Below are 21520 nucleotides of genomic sequence, written 5' to 3' on the forward strand. Positions count from 1 at the left end.
ATTGCTTTCTGTTCAGTCCCAGGCTGCCACCACGTTGAGGGAGGAAAACCCCCATGTTCAGCTCCCTTATAAGCCTGTGCGCAGTCTGGATCGTTGCGCTTATATCCCCAGGCCCGGATGTGTTCCAGATTCTGCGCACAGCCTCCAGGCAGCGGCGCGCCGGGGTGCTGGTGGCCTTAGGTATCTGCCTTGGTAACACGGTGTGGATCCTCGCCTCCCTGGCCGGGCTCTCGGCGCTAGTGACCACCCACCCTGGGGTGCTGAATCTGCTGAAGCTGATCGGCGGCGGCTACCTGCTTTATCTCGGCATCACGGCCCTTTCTGGGGTGGTGGCCGCCTACAGGGCGTCGACACGCCGCACCGCAGCGGATAGCGCCGAGGTGGAAAAGACGGCCATCAGTGGATCCATCCCTGCGAGCACGGCGGCTCAGCTGCGGCTCGGGGTGGCCACCAACTTGTCGAATCCGAAGGCCATTTTGTTCTTCGGCGCGGTGTTTGCCCAATTTATCTCCGCGGAGAGCGGCGTGATGGAAAAGCTGCTCATCGTTGTGTGTCTCGAAGTGATCCAGCTGCTCTGGTTTGTGGGGGTGGCCGTGGCGGTGAGTACAGTCAGCGCCACGCTGCGCCGCTACTCGGCGGCCATCGATACGCTCAGTGGCACCTTCTTTGCTGGGTTCGGCTTATACATGTGCCTCTCGGGGGCGAAGGAGCTTCTCGGCCCTGTGCGGGCCCTGTCCTAGGCCCCGCTGCCGCGGGCGGTGGTAGCTACGCGTGTGGGCGGTGTGCCACGGTGGTGCTGCTCGCTGACTACACTGACACACGATGAACATCTCAGAACCAATTGATGTAGCGATTAGCACCGACACTATTAAGCTCGGGCAGTTTGTAAAGCTCGCCAACCTCCTCGACACCGGTGGTGCGGCCAAGTCCGCCATCGCTGAGGGCGAGGTGTATGTCAACGACGAGCAGGAAACTCGCCGCGGCAAGACACTGCGCCACGGGGATGTGGTGCGCGTCGGCGGGCTGCAGGCGCGGGTATCCACCTCGGATGAGGATGATGACTTCTTCGACGAAGCCACCGCGAATGATGATTTCGACCCCGAGAAGTGGAGGAACCTCTAAGCCATGCCAGCATTCATGGGCCAAGACGGCATGCCCTACTGGATTGATCTATCCACCTCGGAGCTGCGTAAGGCGCGCTATTTCTACTCCAAGGTGTGCGGCTGGGAGTACACCGAGTTGGCCTCCGGCTATCTGCTCGCCACTAAGAATGGCATGCCGGTGGCGGGGCTCGTGGCGAAGCCGGAGGACTCGCAGCAGCCCGATAGTTGGGTTACCTATTTCCTCGCCGAGGATATTGACCAGGTGGTTGCGCGCGTGCCTGAGCTCGGGGGCCGCTGCCTCACCGAGCCGCTGCCCACCAGCCAGGGCCGCATGGCGGTGATTGCCGACAGCTCTGGCGCGTTGTGCGGGGTGATCCAGCCGCAGGGCGAGGAGCGCTTTGTGGCTGCGGGGGAGCCGGGCACCAGTGTGTGGCATGAGCTGACGACTGTCACCAACCACGAGGAGACGCTTCACTTCTACGCGGAGCTATTCGGCTGGGATCTGCACACCGTTGAAAGCGACGCCGGCCAGAGCTACACCATGGCGCTGGCCGAGGGCGCGGCCTTTGCCGGCTTCTATGATGCGGCCGGCCAGTTCCCGCCCCAGGTGCCGAGCTTCTGGCAGTCCTTCCTGGGGGTGGAGGATCTGCGCCTGGCTGTCCAGCTGGTGGAGGATCTCGGAGGCGAGATTATCCGCCCGCCCATGAACTCCGATTTCGGCGCACTCGCCTTGGTGGCGGATTCCACCGGTGCGGTGGTCACCCTCGTGGAGGTGGATGAGCCCCGCGAAGAAGAATTCTTAGACGAGGCAGCTCCCTTGCACGATGTGGATGTGGAGCAGTTACGCAAGGACATGCAGAACTAGCTCGCTTATCGACGCCACCCCCAACCACATCCCATAAGCTCCAGCCGTTGCGAATGGTGCTGGCCAGTTAACGGCACAACTCCGCGGCATCCTCAATGAGTGCCCGGGCTTGGTGCGGGGTGGCCACAAAGTCTGCTGCGTAGTAGCAACGCGTGCTCGCAGTGATCTGCTCCGCCACCTGGGCGGCATCACTGAAGCTGGAGTGGCTGAACTGTTGGATCAGGGTGGGCGGCCACGTGTCGGCTGCCGCGCGCTCGATGGGCTCTGGGCCGCCGCTGAGCTGCGGATTACGCAGAATCAGCCCGTCGAGATCAGCGGCGATGGCGCTCAGAAGGGCGCAACCATAGCCATCGCCGAAACCAATAACCCGCGTCACCCCATCGAGCTGGCGGGCGGCGCTCAGCGCTTCGGCCACGGCGGTGCGGGCGGCTGTGGGGCTGGCCGGATAGAGCGGATAGTCCACATCCACCGCCTGCGCCCCGCTGAGCTGGGCGAGAGCGGCAACGAGCGGCTGCCAGTAGACATCTCGCATGGCGCCACCGCCAAAGAAGCCACTGCCGCCGTGGACGGCGATAATCACGGTTGTAGTTGGGGCGGGCGGGGTGATGAGCGTATGGTCGGCTAGGGTGCGCACATCCACCTGATCGGTCCACGCCACCTGCGGCATGCGGTGATCCACGGCCGTGCCGAGCTGCAGGATCGCGGCGTGGGTGGTGCGATCCACGATGTGGGAGACCCAGCGCTCGGCGTCGGCCGCCTCGGTGCGCCCGCCCTGCCACGGCGGGGTGAGATCAGGGGCGGGATAGTGCTCAGAGAAATACCAGAGCAGCTGCTCGATCTGTTCCTCGGCGGGCATCATCTCCACAGCATCGGCTGTGCTGGTGCTGTCGGACATAAGCAGCTCCCCTTATCGCTTCGTGGTGCGTCATTGCTACAGAGTCTAGCGATAGGGGAGGAGCCGCTGAGGTGGGCCCGTTTTACCAGATGCTCACGCGATCCTCGGGCTGGATGTAGAGCGGGGAGGAGGTGTCTACATCGAAAGCCTCGTAGAGCTCGGAGACATTGCCGGCGATGAGATTGCAGCGGAACTCGGCGGGGGAGTGCGGATCCACAGCCAGGTAGGTCTTCTGCAGCTCGGGGCGGATCTTGGTGCGCCACACCCGCGCCCAGGAGACGAAGAGGCGCTGCAGGCCGGTGAGTTCCACATCGAGCTCGGGGCGGGCGCCCTCGGTGTTCACGCGCAGCTTCTCGTCGGTATCGAAGGTCTTTCCTTGATCATCGAGCCAGCGGCGGTAGGCCACCACGGCGATGCCCAGTCCGCCGAGATCACCAATGTTTTCCCCGAGGGTGAACTCGCCATTGACCCCGGCGCTTTCCTCTTCCGACTCGGCGAGCACGGAGGGAACTTGGCCATCGAATTGCTGAACCAACTTGGCGGTCAGTTTTTCGAAGGCGGCGCGGTCCTCGGCGCTCCACCAATCGTTCAGGCTGCCCTGGCCGTCATAACGGGAGCCCTGATCATCAAAACCATGGCCGATCTCGTGGCCAATCACCGCGCCGATGGCGCCGAAGTTGGTGGCGGCGTCCGCCTCGGGGGAGTAGAAGGGTGGGCGCAGGATCGCGGCGGGGAAGGTGATGTCATTCTGCACCGGGTAGTAGAAGGCGTTGACCATCTGCGGCGGGCAGAACCACTCCTCGCGATCGGCGGGCTTGCCCACCTTGGCCACCTGGTAGTCGTGCTCGAAGGCGGTGGCAGCGCGGGCATTGGCCACCACGTCGGCACCGGCGGAAGAAACCTCAAAATCATAGGTGCGCCACGAGTCGGGGTAGCCAATCTTGGCCTTGAAGGTGCCGAGCTTCTCCAGGGCGCGCTCGCGGGTGGCGGGAGTCATCCACTCCAGCTGGCTGATGCGCTCTCGGTAGGCGCCCAGCAGATAGTCCACGAGGCGTTCCATCTCGGCCTTGTACTCCGGCGGGAAGTGTTCCTGCACGAAGAGCTGCCCGATCTCCTCGGAGACGGCCGAGTCGGCAAAGGACACCGCGCGTCGCCAGCGCGGCAACTGTTCAGTCGAGCCTTGGAGCACACCGTTGTAGAAGCGGAAGTTTTCTACCTCCAGCTCGGTGGGCAGCATGGAGGCAAAGCTAGACACCACGTGGCGGCTGGCCCAGAGGCGCAGATCCTCCACCGCGACCTCGTCGAGCAGGGAATCGATGAACTCGGGATAGTCCTTATTGCGCATCACCACGGTGGACTCGGGGCTGAGTCCGCTGGCCAGCAGGAACTCGCGGCTGAACTCGGGTAGCTCGGAGACGGCCACAGGGTTGTAGCTCTTTTGCGCGTCGCGGGAGGCCACCACATCGCGGTGCCCCGAGGCGATCCGAGTTTCGAGGGCCACAATGCGCTCGGCCGCGGCGGCCGCGGCATCGGCATCCACAATTCCGGCGAGCTCGAGCATGGTGGCTACGTGCTGCTCATAGGCGTCTCGTACAGCGGCGTGGGCATCCTCGCGGTAGTAGGCCTCATTCGGCAGGCCCAGACCGGACTGATCGGCCCATGCCACTACGTTTTCGCTGCCGGCATCCTTAGCCATATAGCAGCCAATCAACGAGGGCACACCCTCGCGGTAGAGCTGGCCGGCCGCCTGGGCGAAGCGGGTCTTATCCACCCCGGCCTCAGCGCCGGCGGTGGCGGGCTGGATGGCCTGCGAGATGGCGTCGATAAGCGGAGCGATGGGGGCGACCCCGGCCTGGTTGATGCCTTCGGTGTCCATGAAGGAGGAGTAGAGGGCGCTGGCGCGGGAGTCGCCACCTGCGATGAGGGCCCGGACATCATCCTCGGCGCGATCGCGAAGTTCGTGGAAGGCACCGTAGATGCCGCGGTCGGCGGGGATAGTGGTGGAATCGATCCATTCCCCGTTGACAAGGTCAAACAAATCGTGAAGTTTCATGGGCACCAGCGTAGCGAGAGCGTGTCCTACTGCCCACCTACACTGGTGGCTATGCACTATTCCTTGAAGCCGTCCGCCGGCGCAAAAAGCTGGTGGGCGTTGATGATTGCGGTCAGTGCGGTGCTGGCATTACCGCTGGCCATCGATGCCGCGATTCCCGAGCGCCTCAGTGTGGGCGCAAAACCGGTGGCGCTCACCGGTATGGATGACAGCTGGGAGATACCCGTTTATCTCGACCCCGCGGAGCAGCAGATGCAGCCGCAGTGCCCGGTCGATAGCTCTGACCCGTTGGTCTCTGCCTTCGACTGCCCCGGGGCGCGGATTGCCTCCACCGTCATTGAGAGCACGGATGATCCGGTGCTGGCCCTGCAGCGCATGGTGCGCGCCATACGCGTCACGGGTCTACCCACCGATGAGGGCGTGCTGGCGCTCGATGTGGACAGCGAAGAGATTAGCCGCGCTTTCGTGCTGGCCAGCGACAGCGGCTACGTGGCGATCTCGGGCGTGGGCGCCGGTGACCACGAGGGCAGCACCATGGTGGCGCTAGTATCCGGCGAGAACGCCCCCGAGGTGGCGGCCGCGGTGTTTGCCTCCCTCAGCGGCGAGGAACCGGCAGCGTTGGCCAAGAAGGGCGAGGTGGTCTACGGCGAGGACTTCCTGGAGGGTGACTATCCCCTCGCCCCGCATGTGGACTCCAATCAGCTGCAGCGCCAGCTCGAGGAGGAGGCCACCGCGCCGGCCTCGCACACGAAGACCACCAACGATGAGACAGTGCAGGCCCGCACGCGAGCAAAGGATGTGGCATGAGTTCGATGTTTAGGATCACCCTGATCGCCATGATCACCATCTGTGTCCCCATCGGCTTGCTGCTGGTGGGAGGCACTGCGGTGCTGTCTCCCCAGGGCTTTGGTGTGGGCATTCCCTGCGCCCTGCTCTATGCCGTGGTGATCATCACCCTGCTCAGCCGCACCCCGCTGTGGCCGTCTGATCGCACCGCCCCACAGCTCAAGCGCGGGCAGGTGCTGTGGTGGGCCGCCGCGGCAGTGAGCTGGGGTGCTTTCGCCTCCTTCGGTCTCACGATGATCTCGGGCGGGCCGATCATGTCCATCACCTCCAAGCTGGGCTGGAACGTGGTGGAAGCCTCCTTGGGCGGCGCCTACCCAGAGGAGATCTCCAAGGTGATGGGCGTGGTGCTCATCATCTTCGCCTTCCGTTTCCTCAACCGCCCCTGGCACGGCTTTATCACCGGCGCGCTCGTGGGGCTCGGCTTCGAGATCAATGAAAACCTGCTCTACGGCACCGTCGGCGCGCTGTACCACCCCTCCTCGGATCTATGGGGGTCGCTGCAGATGTGGGGCATGCGCACCCTCTTCGGCGTGGGGCTGCACGTGGTGCTCTCCGCGATCGCCGGCTGGGGCGTAGGCTATGCGCTTCTTGGTGGGCCGCAGGTTGCACGCCTGTCCACACCACGTCGTATCCTCATCGCCCTCGGCTGGCTGCTGGCTTCCTTCGCCGGCCACTTCTGGTGGAACCTGCAGTGGGGAAACACCGTGGCGATGGTGATCTCCATGGTGCTGGCCGGCTGCTATATCTATGGGCTGTTCATACTGCTTTTAGTGCGCCTGTGGAAGCAGGCCACGCGCGATTCAGGCTATGTACTCTGCGACAGCGCACCATTGGCACCCCCGCCTTTAACTCCCGTTTCGGTATAGATTAATTTTTCATTTATGAAAAAGATTCTGAGCTATGCCGCCCTGGCTGTCGCCGCAGCAGCCCTCGCGGCCTGCGGTGACTCCGGCGAGACCACGACGAGCACCGTCACTGAAACCACCTCCGTGAATGGAGAGACCTCTCAGGTAGAAACCGTCACCGAAACCGACAGCGCAGCACCCGCCACCCGCACCCCGGCCGGCGGCACCGCTCCCTGCGAGGTTCGCGCCTACTCCAATAACGCCGAGGACGATCTCCTCGACGACGACGTGGTGCGCGCCGGGGTGGATAAGCCTCGGGTGACCCAGCTGGTGAAGGAGCAGTGCGGCTCCGCCATCTTCGACGATGATCACTGGACCTACCGCGATGGCGCCATCGAAGTAGAGGTGTTGGAAGACGGCACCGTCGACGAGATCGACGTAGACCACTAGCGCCACGCCCTCGAGGCTGCGGCTACAATCCCCCTAACCCCCAGCGAGAACCACAGCTCAGTGCCTCTCGCTGGGGGTTATCTTTTGGCGAGGCGGCCTGCTGGGGTTTTCGTGGCGCGGCACTCGGACTCCAGGGCAACGCCTCGCTGTGGTGGCGAGCGGCGATCGGTGACCCCGCCCCGCGCTGCGGATTCTCCCCTAATCTGTAGCGTATGACTATCAACCAGATCGCTGATGAGTATGTACAAGCAAGTATTGCGCTTTCGCCTGAGTTCGCCACTGCCCTAGGGCTGGAGCAGAACCAGGATCGCTGGGGTGATTACTCCCCGGCCGGAGTGGAGGCCGAGGCCGATCTCGCGCGGGAGACCGTGCAGAAGCTGCGCAACACCGAGCCGGTGGATAGCGGCGAGTCCGTGACGAAGGCGGCGATGCTGGATCGGCTGGGCGTGGCCCTAGACCGCCACGAGCTGGGAGAGGAGTATCGGAATCTCAATAACATCGCCTCGCCGATTCAGACTGTGCGCGACACCCTCGCACAGATGGATACCTCCACGGCGGAGGGCAAGGCGAACCTCGCTCAGCGTATCGAGCGCATAGGTGAGGCCTACCGGGGCTATGCCCAAACCTTGGCCGAGGGCACCGCACAGGGACTGGTGCCGGCACGCCGACAGGTAGAGCGCGGTATCGAGCAGCTGCGGGCCATGGCCGCCGAGAACTCCCTGCTGGATGTCTATGGCGCCGAGGCTGAGGCCACTGCCGAGCAGGTGGCGGCTGGTAAACGCGCCGCCGCGGAGCTGGCCAGCTTCCTCGAGGAGACGATCGCGCCCTACGCCACCAGCACCGACGGGGTGGGCCGGGAGCGCTACGAGGTGGCCAGCCACCTATGGGTGGGTCACCGCATCGACCTAGACGACACCTACGAGTGGGGCCTAGAGGAGCTCGAGCGAATCATCGCCGAGCAGAAGACCTGCGCCGCCGAGCTCTATGGCGAGGGCACCAGCCCCGCCGAGGCCTTCGAACGGCTCAATGCGGATCCGGCCTATCAGCTGCACGGCGTGGAGGCCCTGCAGCAGTGGATGCAGGAGATCGCCGATGATGTCATCGTGAAGCTGAATGGCACCTATTTCGATATCCCCGAGCCGGTGCAGCGCATCGAATGCTGCATCGACAAGGCCGGCACCGGCGGCATCTTCTATACCGAGCCCTCGGCCGATTTCTCCCGTCCAGGCCGCATGTGGTGGTCCGTGCCGGAGGGCGAGGACACCTTCAATACCTGGCAGGAGCTCACCACCGTCTACCACGAGGGTGTTCCCGGCCATCACCTGCAACTGGGCCAGCAGGTGTACGAGGCCGAGCACCTCAACAGCTGGCGCCGCCAGATGGGCTTCAACTCCGGCCACGCAGAAGGCTGGGCGCTCTATGCCGAGCGCTTCATGGATGAGCTCGGCTTTTTGCCTGATGCCGGCTACCGCATGGGCATGCTCGATGGCCAGCGCCTCCGCGCGGCCCGCGTGGCACTCGACATCGGTGTGCACCTAGGTAAAACCAACCCAGACGGCGGCGCCTGGGATGCGGACTATGCCTGGCAGTTCATGAAGAACAATGTGGCCATGGCCGATGGCTTCCTCCGCTTCGAGGTGGACCGCTACCTGGGCTGGCCGGGCCAGGCGCCCTCCTATAAGGTGGGCCAGCGCCTGTGGGAGCAGCTGCGCGATGATTTCCTCAGCGCCCGCCCCGGCGAGCTCAAAGAGTTCCACCGCCTCGCCCTGCGCGAGGGCACGCTCCCCTTGGGCGTGCTGCGCGAGGTGGTCATGGCTCAGGCCTAAGCAGTGGGCGCTTGTCGACGTTGACCTGCGGTGTAGCGTCGACAAGCACAAAAGTGAGCTAGTCGGCTACCTTCACCACAAGCTTGCCGAAGTTGCCGCCGGTGAGCAGACCGATGAAGGCCTCCACGGCGTTGTCGAGGCCCTCCACCACATCTTCGCGGTAGGAGATAGAGCCATCGGCCACGCGCGGAGTCATCTCGGCGAGGAAGTCGCCCATCTGATCGGCGTATTCGGCTTGGATGAAGCCGCGAAGGGTGAGGGACTTCTTCAGCACGGTGCCCATGAGCTGGCCGGAACGATCAGGGCCGGCGGGCAGCTCGGTGGCGTTATAGCCAGAAACTAGGCCGCAGACGGGGACGCGGGCGTAGGTGTTGAGCCGCGGCAGCACCGCATCCCACACCTTGCCGCCGACGTTTTCGAAGTACACATCGATGCCATCGGGGGTGGCGGCGGCCAGCTGCTCGGCGAAGTCATCGGCGCGGTGATCGATCGCGGCATCAAAGCCCAGTTCCTTGAGGTAGGCCACCTTCTCCGGCCCGCCGGCGATCCCGACAGCACGGGCGCCGTGGAGCTGCGCGATTTGGCCCACCATGCTGCCCACCGGGCCGGTGGCGGCGGCCACCACCACGGTCTCTCCCTGCTTCGGGTGGCCGATATTGTTCATCCCGGCCCATGCGGTGAACCCGGGCATGCCCAGCACCCCTAGGGCCGTGGAGAGCGGCAGTGGCGTGGAGGTGTCCAACCGGCGCACGTGATCGGCCTGCACCACGGAGTGGCTCTGCCAGCCGCTGTAGCTAAGCACCACATCGCCGGCGGTGAAGCGCTCATCGCGGGAGTCAACCACGCGGGCAACGGTGGCGCCCACCATGGTCTCGCCAATGCCGATGGGATCGGCATAAGACTCTGCGTCGCTCATCCGGCCGCGCATATAGGGATCGAGGGATAGATACAGGGTCTGCAGCAGCAGCTGGCCATCGGCCAGCTCCGGCAGATCAGCGGTTTCGGTTCGGAAGTTCTCCTGGGTGGGCGCGCCATGCGGGCGCGAGGCCAGGACGATACGGGTGGTGGTTGTGGAAGTACTCATACTCCCGCACAACGCATACGTAACCGTATGTATTCCTAGAGCAGTTCCACCACCGCGTCGGCAGTAGCCTTCGCCGAGGTGGGATTCTGGCCTGTGACCAGGCGATCGTCCACCACCACATTCGAGGTAAACGGCAGGGTGTTCTTGGAGTAGTGCGCCCCGCGTCGGCGGGCCTCCTCCTCCACGTTATAGGGCACGAGAGAGTGCACCATGGCGGCCTTTTCTTCCGCCCAGGAAAAGCCGGTGATGTCTCGGCCCTCGATAAGCAAGGAGCCATCCTCAGTGGTGGTGTTGAGCAATCCGCAGTAGCCGTGGCACACCGCAGCCACCACACCACCACGGGCGGCGATGGCGCGGGTGAGCTCCTGCAGGCCCGTGCTCTCGGGGAAATCGAACATCACCCCGTGCCCGCCGGTGAAATAGATGGCGTCATAATCCTGAGGGTTAATCTCCTCAGGGGAGGCTGTCGTGCCCAGCAGCGCCATGCGCTCGGGGTTGGTGTACCAAGCCTTGGCGGACTCATCATAAAAAGGCGCCTTCAGCGATTGCGGCTCGATCGGGCAATAGCCGCCCTTGGGGCTGACGATGCGTTGCTCATAGCCCTGCTGCTCAAAACGATCCCACGCGTGGGTGAGCTCGGAAAGCCACAGGCCCGTGGCGCGCTCGGGCTTGGACTCGTAGCGATCGACGTTGGTGACAACATGCAGAATGCGGGTGCTCATCAGAGCCATCCTTTACTAGATAGGTAGTAGATCTATCAGCATCCAACGCGCCACTGTCGCTCAGAATTCCCCGTACCGGCCTGATGAAAGAACCGCGGCGGTCACAGCATGAACGCTGTCACCGCCGCGGTGGGTGCGAGGAGGGCACTTAGTTGCGGAAGGTCTGCATCTTCGACGGCTTCCACAGCCCAGATCGAGTGATGGTCTCGGTATCGATCTTGGCCTCCTTGGGTGCATCCCCCTCAGAGTTGGTGCGCAGGGAGTAGTACTGCAGGCTGCCCCAGTCGCGCTTCCAATCGTTCTTCAGATATCCAGGCGCCTCATAGGAGGTGTTCACTGCCTCCGCGGTGCCGAGGGCACCGCCGCCGGTGAAGTCCTGGAAGCCGGAGAGGGATTCCTTACCGGGCTTATCCGGGGAGACGCGGTAGCGCGGAATTTCGGTCACGCCGGCATAGTGATCAAAGCTGCGCTGATCCGGGAACTGCAGCGCCACCGGCCAGTCGAGCAGGCCGGGGGTGTCGCTGCCGATGAGATCATTCACCGATTCCAGTCGCGGCACGCGCGGCGGGGTGAAGGCCAACCAGTGCCCGGGGTAGAGGGAATCATCTTCGGCCTTGATGCGGATCACGTTGGCATCGCCGGGAAGATCATCCAGCGGCACGCGCAGGTTGCGCCAAATATCGTCGCGGAAGGCATCGATCGGCTCGTACTCGCCGAGCATCTTCACCGAACCGTCGGCATCGCGGTGGCCGTATTCCACCACCAGGGTTTCACCCTCGATGGAATCGCCGTTGACATCCTTGCGCTCGGTGGAGCCGGCCGCGGTGATCACCACGATCGGGGCATCCTCGCTGCGCTCAGCGGGCAGCGAGTACCAGTCACTCGTCACCGCTGCCGGAACCTGATCATTCTGGCGGTAGGAGCCGATCACCGGCACCTTCGCCGCATCCAGCCCGAAGGGCAGCTTGGCGTGGGAACCATTAGCGCCGGTCTTCTTGGTGAAACCGCCCTCCGTTCCCACCGGCTGGCCCACCACAGACTCCTGAATCTCAATGTTGGTTTGGGGGCCGTCGAGTGCCTCCTCGGCGCTTTCCGGCCAGGCGCGGTAGCCGGAAACATCCAGGCGCACCGGCAGGTTATTGGGGCCGAAGCCATAGGAGTTCTCGCCATTATCCAAGGAGTCCTTGAGCTTCGTGCCATCGGCGGGGGAGAGGAAGGAATCGTTAGTGTTCGTCTCGATCATCGCGTCATTCGCCAGCTGGCCGGTGGTGCCGCCGAGCTCGCGGACGTTGCCGGTACCGATGGAGTACTGCGGCCACTGCTTCAGGAAGCTCTTGGCAAAGGAGCCGTAGCTGATGACCAAAATGGCCACGCAGGCAATAGCAATGGGGGCGGCCAGAAGCTGGCCGGTACGCGAATGCGAGGCCGCGCTCTGGGCGCGCTTTTCCCGCTCTTCCTCGCGCCGGGCGGCGGCGATGGCCTCGTCCTTGGTGGCATTCTCTGCCAAGGCATCGGCCATGCGGGCCTGCTTGGCGTTTTCTTCCTCCTCGGCGGCGGAGACGTTTTGGGGCCTGCGCAGCGTTTCGAGGAAGGAAGCCAGCACCGCAATGCCGAACACCACCAGGGTGAACACGAGGGCCACGGTAGCGAACTCGATGCCGAAGATCTGCGGGGTCTTATCCCACCACGGCACCCCGAAGCTGGAGACATACCACCAGCCGTTGATGCCGGCTAGGCTCACCGCGCCCACCGCCATCACCGCGGCCACCAAGAAGAGGCGGGTGGAACGGGACTGGCGGGCGTAGTTGGCCAAGGAGACGGCCGCCACGGCGGCCACCGCGGCGCTGAGCCCAGCCCACACACCGAAGTGGTGGGTCCACTTGGTCGGGGTGAATGTCATGAAGAACATCGCGCCTGCGAACACCAACAGCAAACGGGTGATGGAGGCAGAGTTGGTGCCCGGCACGGTGGTGGAACGCAGCTTGCTGTAGAGCACCACCGCCAGGGCGAAGAAGGCCATGATCACCGGGAAGCGGCGGGCCACCGAGCCGTCCACGCTGCCGAGCAGCAGGGCGGCGTAGCGGCTGTATTCCTGATACCACGCCAGGGAGGGGCCCACGATGCCGCGCACGCGGGTGGATTCCAGCGCCGAGGCCAAGGACTGATCGCCAAAGACGGCCACGCACACGGCGGTGCCGGCGGCCAGGAAGGGGGCGATAATGGCCATCACGTTGAACACGGTGGGGCCGGAGCCCATGATCTTCAATCGAGCCACCAGGATCTTCACCAGGGCGGCGAGGCTAACGAGCAGTGCCGCCACGGCCATCAGGCCGGTGGGCCCAGCCGAGAGCGAAAACGCTGCGGCCAGCACCCCGAGCGCAGCGGGGAAAAGCCGGGCGGTGGCGATGGCGCGCTCGAAGCACACCCAGGTGACTACCACGCCGAGGGCGATAATGGGCTCGGGCCGCAGGCCGTTGTTGTAGGCCGTCCAGAATGCGAGGAACAGCAGGGCTGCGGACCAGCGAGCGATGCGTCGAGAAGCAACTGCCTCGCCGAGCCGCGGCAGCATGGACTTGGACACAAACAACCAGGTGAGAATGGCGGCCACTAGCTGGGGCAGGCGCATCCACATCGAGGCGGTGGACACCTGCGCCATCGCGGCCAAAAGATCGTAGTAGGGAGAGCCGAAGGGCGACTCCGGTACGCCGTACCAGCGGTAATAGTTGGCAATATAATCGGCGTGCTCGCTGGCGCGCGCCATGGTGAGGATGAAGCCATCATCGGAGGTATTGCCGCCGAAGACGTACCAGAAGGCGATACCGGCCAGCACCATCAGATCCGTGGCGCGCAGCTTCTTCCACTCCGAGGGAATCTGCACAAAGCCACGGCCATCGGCGCGATCGAGGCGATAGAGCGCGCCCAGAGACAGCACGGCCATCACCACGCCGCCGATCATGCACGCCAGCTTCAGCACGGTGGGCGAGGAGGTGAAGCGCGAGTTGATCTCCACCTGGGCGCTCAAGCCCTGATCCACCAAGTTCTGATAGTTCTCACTATTGTTATCGAGCTCGGTGTAGATGCCGCTGACCTGCGGGCGCTGATCCGAATCCACCTCGCCGAGGGTGGTGCCCTCCGCCTTCACGCTAGAGCCCTCGGCGCCGATGGAAATATCCAGCACCTCGCCGCGGAGGTCCTTCACCTCCTGCGGGTCCAGCCGCACCACGATCTCCTTCAAGGTGGAGACCACCAGATCACCATCGGTGCTGCGGACCATCAGGCCACGGTTAGCGGCCTCGGGGGAATCCTGCGGCAGGGTGGACAGCAGCAGGTTCTGCCCCTCGCGGAGATCATCCACCGCATCCACGGGCATATGCACATCCAGCTGCTCGGGGGCGTAGGAGATCAGCGGGGCGTTGACGGACTCAAGATCGCCCTGCGGCCAACTGAAGGAGGACTGCACCTGGTTGATCGGCATCAACGGGGTGAGCACAAAGAGCAGGAACCCCAGCAGGCCAGTGATCACAGAGAACGCCTTGAGCCCCGTGCGTGGGGGCTGAGCGTGATCGCTGCTGCCGAGGTTTTCTGCAGGGTCAGACGAAGCGAGGACAGGAGTGGACATAAGGGCCCATTGTACTTCCTCGGCCCTGCTGGCCTAGTTACGCGCGACCGGCCCCGGGATGGCCCCGTGACCGAAAGCGCAGCGCTCTAGCTGGGTGTGGCGGTGCGCACAACCACCACGAAAGGCCCGATCTGCTTCACCGTCCACGGCGCATCCTTGGCGGTGAACATCTCCGGGTTGAACCAGAGCGCCCGGAAACGGACATTCGGATTATTGGGGTAAATATCCTCCGAGATGTCGTGCTTCCACGCGCCCGCTGGGGTGTCCGTGGGCTGGCCGGTGCTGGGGGCAGAGGCCGATCCTCCCGCGCCACCCGAGCCCGAGCCGGTGGCCCCGGCCGCTGCGGCATCGCCGCTCGAGCCAGAGCCGGCGCCGGCGCCCGGGGCGGTGACATCAATGTCTTCCTCGGCTGGGGAACCATCGAGCTGCCCGCGGAAGACAAACGCATCCGGCATGCCAAAGGGCGAGGACTCCATGAGGGAGACGAAGGAATCGGGGGTCATCTCGGGATCGAAGGAGGCTTGGGCCCAATCCTCCATCTGCTCATTGCGCTTCTCAAACAGCCCCAGCGGGTTGGCATAGTGGGCGGTCATGCCCTGGAAGCCGTGGAAGGGATAGTAGGAGAGCAGATTGAACTCATCCGTAAGGATCTGGGTATCGCCGGCGGGCTTGCCCAGCTCATCGGTGATGTACTGGGTGATCTCACCGTAGTAGCGGGCCGCGTTCGGCGGGTTGGAATCGCCGCGCTCGCCATTGCCATCGGTGTCGGTGTAGGCAAAGTCCAGCCCGCGGGAGAGCTTGGTGGGGATCTCTTGGGCGTAGTACACGCCACTCGCGCCCAGCACGATCACCAGCAGCGCAGTAATGGAGCTCTTCAGCTTCTTCGAGATCATCCGCGGATACAGCTGATCCAGCCCCACCAGCCGCAGCTCCGCGATACCGAGCACACCGGCGGTGGCCAGCTGCAAGGTGATCAGCGTTTCGAGGCGGAAGCCCAGCAGGGTGTTGCCGGCCAGGGTGACGATCATAGAGGCCACCGACCAGCCGTAGTACACCACCAGCGACAGCCCGAGCGCCCGAATATCGCGATCGGCGGCGCGGATCACCAGATAGGCCACGCCGATCATGCACAGCACACCCACCAGCGAGAAGGAGAACATCGGCAGCGGGATCTCGGTGCCCTGGCGCGGCAGGTAGTGGGTGGCGGAGGACTCGGAGGTGGGCTCGCCACTGAGCACGGCGGCCAGATAGGGCCACCACACCAGCGCCGCCACCGCCAGCGAGCCCAGCCCGATGGTCACCAGCCGCAGCAGCGGCGCCATCGAGCGCGAGCTCACCACCGCGGTCACCAACGCCAGCAGCACCACCGACAGGGCGATCACGGCGGTAAACAGGGTGTACATCGAGGCCGAGGCGCCCAGGTAGATCACCAGCCCCAGCATGGACATCCGTGCCCCATCGAGGGCGCGCCGGGCCAGCACGGCCGCGGCGGGTGCGCCCATGGCGATGATGGCGGCATAGGGCTCGTGGGCGGCCACCACCAGGGTGATGGCGGTGGTGGTGAGCGCGATGGCGGTGGCCACCGGCAGGGAGCCGGTGATGCGCTGCCACACCGGCACGAGCACGCACCCCGCGGCGGCGAGGGTGATCAGCGACCACGGCTGGAAGGCCTCCCAGCCGGGCAGGTTGACGAGGTTAGCGAAGCGCCCGCCGAACCAGAACCAGCCCGCCGGGTAGAAGGGCGGGGTGTCGGCGTAGTTCATGTCCATCAGCCGCGCCGTGTCGGTCATGCGGGTGAGGAACTGGGTGCGGAAGCCCTGGTCCACGCTGGCGCCGTCGAGATAGAGACTGGTGGCCGAGAGCGGGATGCCGAGGGTGGAGACCACCAGCCCGGCGGGGCTGAGATAGCACAGGGCGATGGTGAGCCAGCGCCGGATCGGGGAGCGGGAGGTGGATTCCCCGTGCCGCCAGGCGTGCTCATCCTGCAGCCACAGGTACACGAAGGTGAGCACGGTGAGCAGCAGGATCACGGTGACGGCTGTGGAGGCCGCGCGCGAGACATAGGAGGTGCCGAAGGCGGGCAGGTTGGTGGTTTTGAGCACCAACCAGGCCGCGAAGGTGGCCACGGCCCCGGCCACGCCGGCGGCCAGCACCGAAAGCGCCGCCTTGCCTGGGGTGAGGGCATCTGGGGCGTAGGGGGCGAGGCCATCAGGTTCGGGGGTATCGCGGGCGTCGCGGGGAGCGCGCAGGGAGCCATCCGTGGCGGTGCTGGTACTCATGCATTTAGTGTGGCACACCCGCGCGCGGGGATAGAAAACATCCACGCTGCTCACTGATTGCTTCCCATGCTTATCGACGCCACCTCCCTGCCCACCCACCAGCAGCAAGAACAGCACCGGCGCCGGCAGCGCAGCGGAGAGGATCTCCGAGCAACGCAGCCGACGCCGGTGGGAAAACCGTCGCGGGGTTTAGGGCTTTAGAAGGGCAGCTTGCGGAAGATGGGCTTCGGCACGTGCTGCAGGATCATCATCACCGGCTGGAACAGCGGGTGAACCCAGATCACGTCCTTGTTGTTGTGCACGCCCTTGAACACGGCGGAGGCCACGTCTTCGCGGTTGACGGTGAGCGGGGCCTCGTCGAGCTCTTCGGTCATCTTGGTGCGCACCTGGCCGGGGCGGACCACGAGCACGTGGGCGCCGCTGTCGCGCAGGGCCTCGCCGAGCTGCTCGTAGAAAGCATCGAAGCCGGCCTTGGTGGCGCCGTAGACAAAGTTGGAGCGGCGCACCTTCACCCCGGCCACCGAGGACAGCGCCACGATGTGGCCGTGGCCCTGCTTCTTAAACTTCTGGCCCAGCAGGGTGCCCACGGACACGCCGCCGGTGAAGTTGATATTCGCGGCCTTGACGGCTTCTTCCTGGTTTTGCCACTGCTCCTCGTTATCGCCGAGGATGCCGAAGGCCACGATGGCCACATCCACATCGCCGGCGGAGAAGGCGAGATCAATCACCTCAGGGTGGGAGGCGGTATCGGTGGCGTCAAAGTCCAGCACCTCCACGGCGGAGGCGCCGGCCTTCTCCATCCGGGCGGTGGCTTCGGCGATGCGTGGGGAGTCCTCGCGGGCGGCGAGGGTGACCCTCGCGGGGCCTTCCTTGAGGAAGCGCTCGACAATGGCGAGTCCGATATCGGAGGTGCCGCCGAGCAGAAGAATGTTTTGGGCTTGGCCTACAGCGTTCAGCATGTGGGTTCCTTTCTTGCGCGTAGCGCTACTGTGACTGGCGTTAGCGCAGCTCGAGGCGGCGGCTCATGTCGGAGGCGAAGACACCGTGCGGGTCGATGGCGTTGCGGGTGGCCAGCCAGCCCTCCATGCCGGGATACATCTGGTGGAAGTTCTCGGCGGTGGTGCGGGACTCCTTGGCCAGATAGAGGCGGCCGCCGAATTCCATCACGCGGCGATCCAGATCATCCAAGAACTGGCCGAGGCCCTTCTTGATGGGGAAGTCCACGCACACATTCCAGCCAGGCATCGGGTAGGACAGCGGGGCCTTGTTGCCCTCGCCGAAGAGCTTGAACACATTGAGTGCCGAGTAGTGGCCGGAGGCCTGGATGTCCTTGACGATGGACTTGAACGGCTCCACTGCCTCGCGCGGCACCACAAACTGGTACTGCAGGAAGCCGCGCTTGCCGTAGCCACGGTTCCACTCGCCGATGAGATCCAGCGGCTGATAGAACTGGGTGAGGTTTTGCACCTGGTTCTTGTAGGTGCCGGACTTCAACCACCACAGCTCGCCGATGGCCACCATGGACATCTTGTTCATGGTGAAGCTGGGGAAAATATCGGGCACGGTCACCAGCTGCGGGGCGTTGAACTTCAGCGGATCCTTCGCCAGCTTGGGGTTGAGCTCCTCCAGCTGGGCGAGGGTGGCCAAGGAGCCGCGGGAGATAGCGGCGCGGCCGAGCTTCGGCTCCGGGGAGATGGCGTCGAACCATGCGGAAGAATAGGTGTAGTTCTTCTCGGATCCATCGGAGTGGAACTCGATGGTCTCGTCGAGGTTGCCGGTGAGATCGCCATCGGCAATGAAGTAGGCGGTCTCGGTGCGGGTCATCTTGATGCGGGCCCGCAGGATGATGCCGGTCAGTCCCATGCCGCCGACGGTGGCCCAGAACAGTTCGCCCTCGGGGTCATCGGCGGAGCCCTCCGGCTCGAGGTGCAGGATGCGGCCATCGGCCACCAGCAGCTCCATGGACACCACGTGGTCGCCGAAGGAGCCGGCGGAGTGGTGGTTCTTGCCGTGAATATCGGGGCCGATCGCGCCGCCGATGGTCACCTGGCGGGTTCCGGGCAGAACCGGCACCCACAGCCCATAGGGCAGGGCGGCCTTCATCAGCTGGTCGAGGGTGACACCGCCGTCCACGTCCACGATGGCGGTTTCGGTGTCGATGGAGTGGATGTGGTTCAGCGGAGTCATATCCACCACGAGGCCACCGGCGTTTTGGGCCGGATCGCCGTAGGAGCGGCCCATACCGCGGGCAACAATGCCGCGCTTGAGGTGGTTGGGCTTAGACTCGTTCTGCTCCGCCACGAGGGTGACGGCGCGGACGATCTCTTCCACATCGGGGGTGGACAGCACGTGAGCCGTGGTGGCGGCGGTGCGGCCCCAGCCGGTGAGGGTTGTGGCTTCTGTGTGCAGGGTTCCGTGGGCACCGTTCGAAGCAGCGGTGCTGGTCTTACCTTGTGTGCTCGTCATCGCTACACAAGGCTACCCCGCAGGGCCGCGATTGTGGGTTTGCATGCCCGTTTTGTTGAGTTGTTGTGAACAATCCAACATGCAGACGCCGCCGCACACCTGCGGGCCGCAAGCCTCTGGCTAGTCGCCCAGCTCCGGTAGGAGGGAGGAGGGCTCGCCGATGGTGGTAATGAGCAGCTCGTCGCGGGCGCGGGAGGCCGCCACGTAGAGCAGGGCCCGTTCGCGCTGGAGGCTGTCCTCGCGGTCGGCGTCGGGAAGCGGCTGGCGCCCGCCGCGGCGAGGAATGGTCTGCTCGGTGATGCCATCGAGGATCACGTGGGTAAATTCCATGCCCTTGGCGTTATGCATCGTCATCACCGATACCGGGGCTTCGAGGGTGGCGGCCCCAGAGCGCAGGGTGCTGGTGGTGATGCCGGCGGTTTTGAGATGGCTGTTGCGCATGAGCACTCGCTGGTTATCGCGGCACAGCACGCCGATATGGGTGGAGGGGCTGTTTTGCTTGGTCCATGCGGTGATAGCGCGCTCGATGGCGGCATCTTCTTCCTCGGGGGTGGCGGCGTGCACGATGCGCGGCAGCGGGCCGGTGCGCACCGAGCGGTAGCCGGTGAGGGTATCGTCCTCGCCGCTGGAATCCAGCCACTGCACCCCGTCCAAGATGGCGGAGGCGTAGTTCAGGTTCTGGGCAGTGGTGCGGTAGTTCAGGCGCAGCCGGCGGGTGGCGCCGCCGCGGGTATCAATACCGAAGCGGCTGAGCGGCAGCTGGTTGCCGTAGATGCGCTGGTGGGAGTCCTCGGCGAGGAAGATGTCATTGGGACCGGCCGCCACGCAGGCGCGGATGAAGCGCCAGTGGCCGGCGTGGAAATCTTGGCCCTCGTCCACCACCACGTGGTCGAAGAAGGGCTGCTGGCGCGATTCCAGAATATGGGCGGCCACCACAGCCAACGCCGGATAGGTGAGGCGCTTGTACTCGGAGCAGCGGCGGATGAAGGCCTGCACGATCGCCCACACGATCTTGCGTTCCTTCCTGCCGAGGGCGGTGCGCCGCCCGGTGCGGGAGATGCGCAGATAATCCTTCAGCTCGGTGATGGAGTGGGCGAGGATGATGTCGGTGAACTCATCGTTGAGGAAGTCGGGGTGCCGCTTGGCGGCCGGCAGGCCTTCACCGTTGAGCTCGGCGGCCAGCTCCCAGTTTTTGTGCACATCGCGAGCATCCATCGGCCGGGGCACGAAAGAGGTGCTGATGCCCAGGGTGGCCTGCAGGGCGGTGTCGAGCTCATCCTTGCGGGCGTTGGTGATGAAGTTGGAGATGGCGGAGTCGATCGCGTTGATCCACACCCCAGGGGTGCCGGGCATACTGGCCTCCGGGAAGGCGGGATCCAGCACGTTCATCTGGGCTTTGAGCTGGCGGGCGAGCTCCTTGGTGAAGGTGGTGAGAAAGATCCGCGGCACCGTGCCCTCTGTGGCGGCCTGCTCGTAGAGGAAGCGGGTGCGGTGCAACAGCACCACGGTTTTGCCGGTGCCGGCGCCACCCACGATGCGGGCGCTACCGCGGTGCTTGCCCTGCACGGCGCGCTGCTGGGAGGGGTGCAAGAAGGTGCGCCATTCGGCGAAGCTGCCCCGCTCCAGAATGTCTTTGAGATCATGCTCGGAAGGATCAATCCAGTAGCTGGAGCGCTGCAGGGAGTCGATGATCGCATCGTCGCTATCGGCATCATCGCTGCCGGGTTCGAGGCGCTGGAGTCCGAGATCCTCGATTACCTCGTCAATGCTCATTCCCGCCAGCAGGCCGAGGATGGCGTCGCGCTCGAACTCGGGCCGGTCCTCGAGCAGCTCATCGAGCACGGCTTCGGTGTCGGCGGCCTCGATGTCGGCGACGGTATCGGCAGATAGCCCCAGCTCGGTGATCAATTCTTCCGTGCTGATGCCGGCCTGGCGCAGGCTTTCACGTGGCGGGATCTGCGGCAGCTGGGCGGCGGTGCCCACGGGAGGTTCTGGTTGCTGCTCGTGGGCGGCGGCGAGCTGCTGCGCGGCGATTTCTGCGGCGCGCTGCTTGGCGCGGGATTCGATTTCCGCATCCAGATCCTGCGGGCGGGAGGTGGCTGGGCCGCCGCTATTATCGATCACCACCTCGCCATTGGTGGAGTTGATCTTCACGGTCACCGTCTGCGCATAAGCGATGGCTTCATCGTGATTATCCACGTGCAGCAGCATGAAAAGCCGCCCGTCCGAGCCCTCAAGTTCCACCAGCACCGCGCGGTATTGATCCGTCACCCGCCCGGTGCGCACCCGCGGATCGGCGGTGTTGTTCAGCGGCTTGATCCTGAGCGAGGGGTGGCTTGGGTCCTTTTTGAGCTTTTCAATAAAGTTCAGGATCTGCTTTTCCAGCCCGGGTATGGAACGGAAATTCTTGCCCACTAGCAGGGTGCTGCTCATCGTCTGTCACTCCATGTGTGTTGCCATTGCTTAT

16 protein-coding genes are annotated in these 21520 nt (G+C 64.6%); 7 read left to right on the forward strand and 9 right to left on the reverse strand.

Going from position 1 to position 21520, the window contains the following annotated elements:
• The first annotated feature begins 53 nt into the window (after positions 1-53).
• The 3 genes from CCICO_RS00300 (at position 54) to CCICO_RS00310 (ending at position 1968) form a co-directional block, all read left to right on the forward strand.
• A complete protein-coding gene (locus tag CCICO_RS00300; RefSeq protein ID WP_018018448.1) occupies positions 54-740 on the forward strand; it encodes a LysE family translocator in 687 nt (228 codons plus the stop codon).
• Positions 741-822: 82 nt separating this feature from the next.
• Positions 823-1122 (forward strand): RNA-binding S4 domain-containing protein, encoded by a 300-nt coding sequence (locus tag CCICO_RS00305; RefSeq protein ID WP_018018449.1) that lies wholly within the window; start codon positions 823-825, stop codon positions 1120-1122.
• 3 nt (positions 1123-1125) lie between these two features.
• The gene (locus CCICO_RS00310) at positions 1126-1968 is read left to right on the forward strand and encodes a VOC family protein (RefSeq protein WP_018018450.1); all 843 of its coding nucleotides are present in this window, start codon (positions 1126-1128) and stop codon (positions 1966-1968) included.
• Between the two features lie 67 nt (positions 1969-2035).
• Here CCICO_RS00310 and CCICO_RS00315 read toward each other — a convergent pair whose 3' ends face one another.
• Complete coding sequence (locus tag CCICO_RS00315; protein WP_018018451.1) at positions 2036-2863, reverse strand: alpha/beta hydrolase; 828 nt, start codon at positions 2861-2863, stop codon at positions 2036-2038.
• Positions 2864-2945: 82 nt separating this feature from the next.
• Positions 2946-4916 carry a M13 family metallopeptidase gene (locus CCICO_RS00320; RefSeq protein WP_018018452.1) on the reverse strand — a complete coding sequence of 657 codons (1971 nt, stop codon included), beginning with the start codon at positions 4914-4916 and terminating at the stop codon, positions 2946-2948.
• Positions 4917-4967: 51 nt separating this feature from the next.
• Between CCICO_RS00320 and CCICO_RS00325 the strand changes: the two genes are divergently transcribed.
• The 4 genes from CCICO_RS00325 to CCICO_RS00340 all read left to right on the forward strand — a co-directional run bounded on the left by CCICO_RS00325 (position 4968) and on the right by CCICO_RS00340 (position 8883).
• Positions 4968-5723, forward strand: a complete 756-nt coding sequence (locus CCICO_RS00325) for a hypothetical protein (protein WP_156809774.1) — start codon at positions 4968-4970, stop codon at positions 5721-5723.
• Positions 5720-6628 (forward strand): PrsW family intramembrane metalloprotease, encoded by a 909-nt coding sequence (locus CCICO_RS00330; RefSeq protein ID WP_018018454.1) that lies wholly within the window; start codon positions 5720-5722, stop codon positions 6626-6628. Before CCICO_RS00325 ends, CCICO_RS00330 begins: the two co-directional genes overlap by 4 nt.
• A 15-nt stretch (positions 6629-6643) precedes the next feature.
• Positions 6644-7057 carry a hypothetical protein gene (locus CCICO_RS00335; RefSeq protein ID WP_018018455.1) on the forward strand — a complete coding sequence of 138 codons (414 nt, stop codon included), beginning with the start codon at positions 6644-6646 and terminating at the stop codon, positions 7055-7057.
• Between the two features lie 212 nt (positions 7058-7269).
• Positions 7270-8883, forward strand: coding sequence for a DUF885 domain-containing protein (locus CCICO_RS00340; RefSeq protein ID WP_018018456.1), 1614 nt, complete (start codon positions 7270-7272; stop codon positions 8881-8883).
• 58 nt (positions 8884-8941) lie between these two features.
• On the opposite strand, the gene curA is transcribed toward CCICO_RS00340, so the two are convergent.
• The 7 genes from curA to CCICO_RS00375 form a co-directional block, all read right to left on the reverse strand.
• The gene (gene curA / locus CCICO_RS00345; protein ID WP_018018457.1) at positions 8942-9967 is read right to left on the reverse strand and encodes an NADPH-dependent curcumin/dihydrocurcumin reductase; all 1026 of its coding nucleotides are present in this window, start codon (positions 9965-9967) and stop codon (positions 8942-8944) included.
• Between the two features lie 35 nt (positions 9968-10002).
• Entirely contained in the window at positions 10003-10689 is a 687-nt protein-coding gene (locus tag CCICO_RS00350) for a type 1 glutamine amidotransferase domain-containing protein (protein ID WP_018018458.1), read from the reverse strand.
• A 148-nt stretch (positions 10690-10837) separates the two neighbouring features.
• A complete protein-coding gene (locus CCICO_RS00355; RefSeq protein ID WP_040357147.1) occupies positions 10838-14308 on the reverse strand; it encodes an arabinosyltransferase domain-containing protein in 3471 nt (1156 codons plus the stop codon).
• 86 nt (positions 14309-14394) lie between these two features.
• Complete coding sequence (locus CCICO_RS00360) at positions 14395-16587, reverse strand: arabinofuranosyltransferase (RefSeq protein WP_156809775.1); 2193 nt, start codon at positions 16585-16587, stop codon at positions 14395-14397.
• A 197-nt stretch (positions 16588-16784) separates the two neighbouring features.
• Positions 16785-17546 carry a decaprenylphospho-beta-D-erythro-pentofuranosid-2-ulose 2-reductase gene (gene dprE2, locus CCICO_RS00365; RefSeq protein WP_018018462.1) on the reverse strand — a complete coding sequence of 254 codons (762 nt, stop codon included), beginning with the start codon at positions 17544-17546 and terminating at the stop codon, positions 16785-16787.
• A 40-nt stretch (positions 17547-17586) separates the two neighbouring features.
• A complete protein-coding gene (gene dprE1, locus CCICO_RS00370; RefSeq protein ID WP_018018463.1) occupies positions 17587-19053 on the reverse strand; it encodes a decaprenylphosphoryl-beta-D-ribose oxidase in 1467 nt (488 codons plus the stop codon).
• Positions 19054-19173: 120 nt separating this feature from the next.
• Positions 19174-21486: a 3'-5' exonuclease gene (locus tag CCICO_RS00375; RefSeq protein WP_018018464.1), complete on the reverse strand. Its 2313-nt coding sequence runs from the start codon at positions 21484-21486 to the stop codon at positions 19174-19176.
• Between the last annotated feature and the right edge of the window lie 34 nt (positions 21487-21520).

This window comes from Corynebacterium ciconiae DSM 44920 (assembly GCF_030440575.1).
Taxonomy (GTDB): Bacteria; Actinomycetota; Actinomycetes; order Mycobacteriales; family Mycobacteriaceae; genus Corynebacterium; species Corynebacterium ciconiae.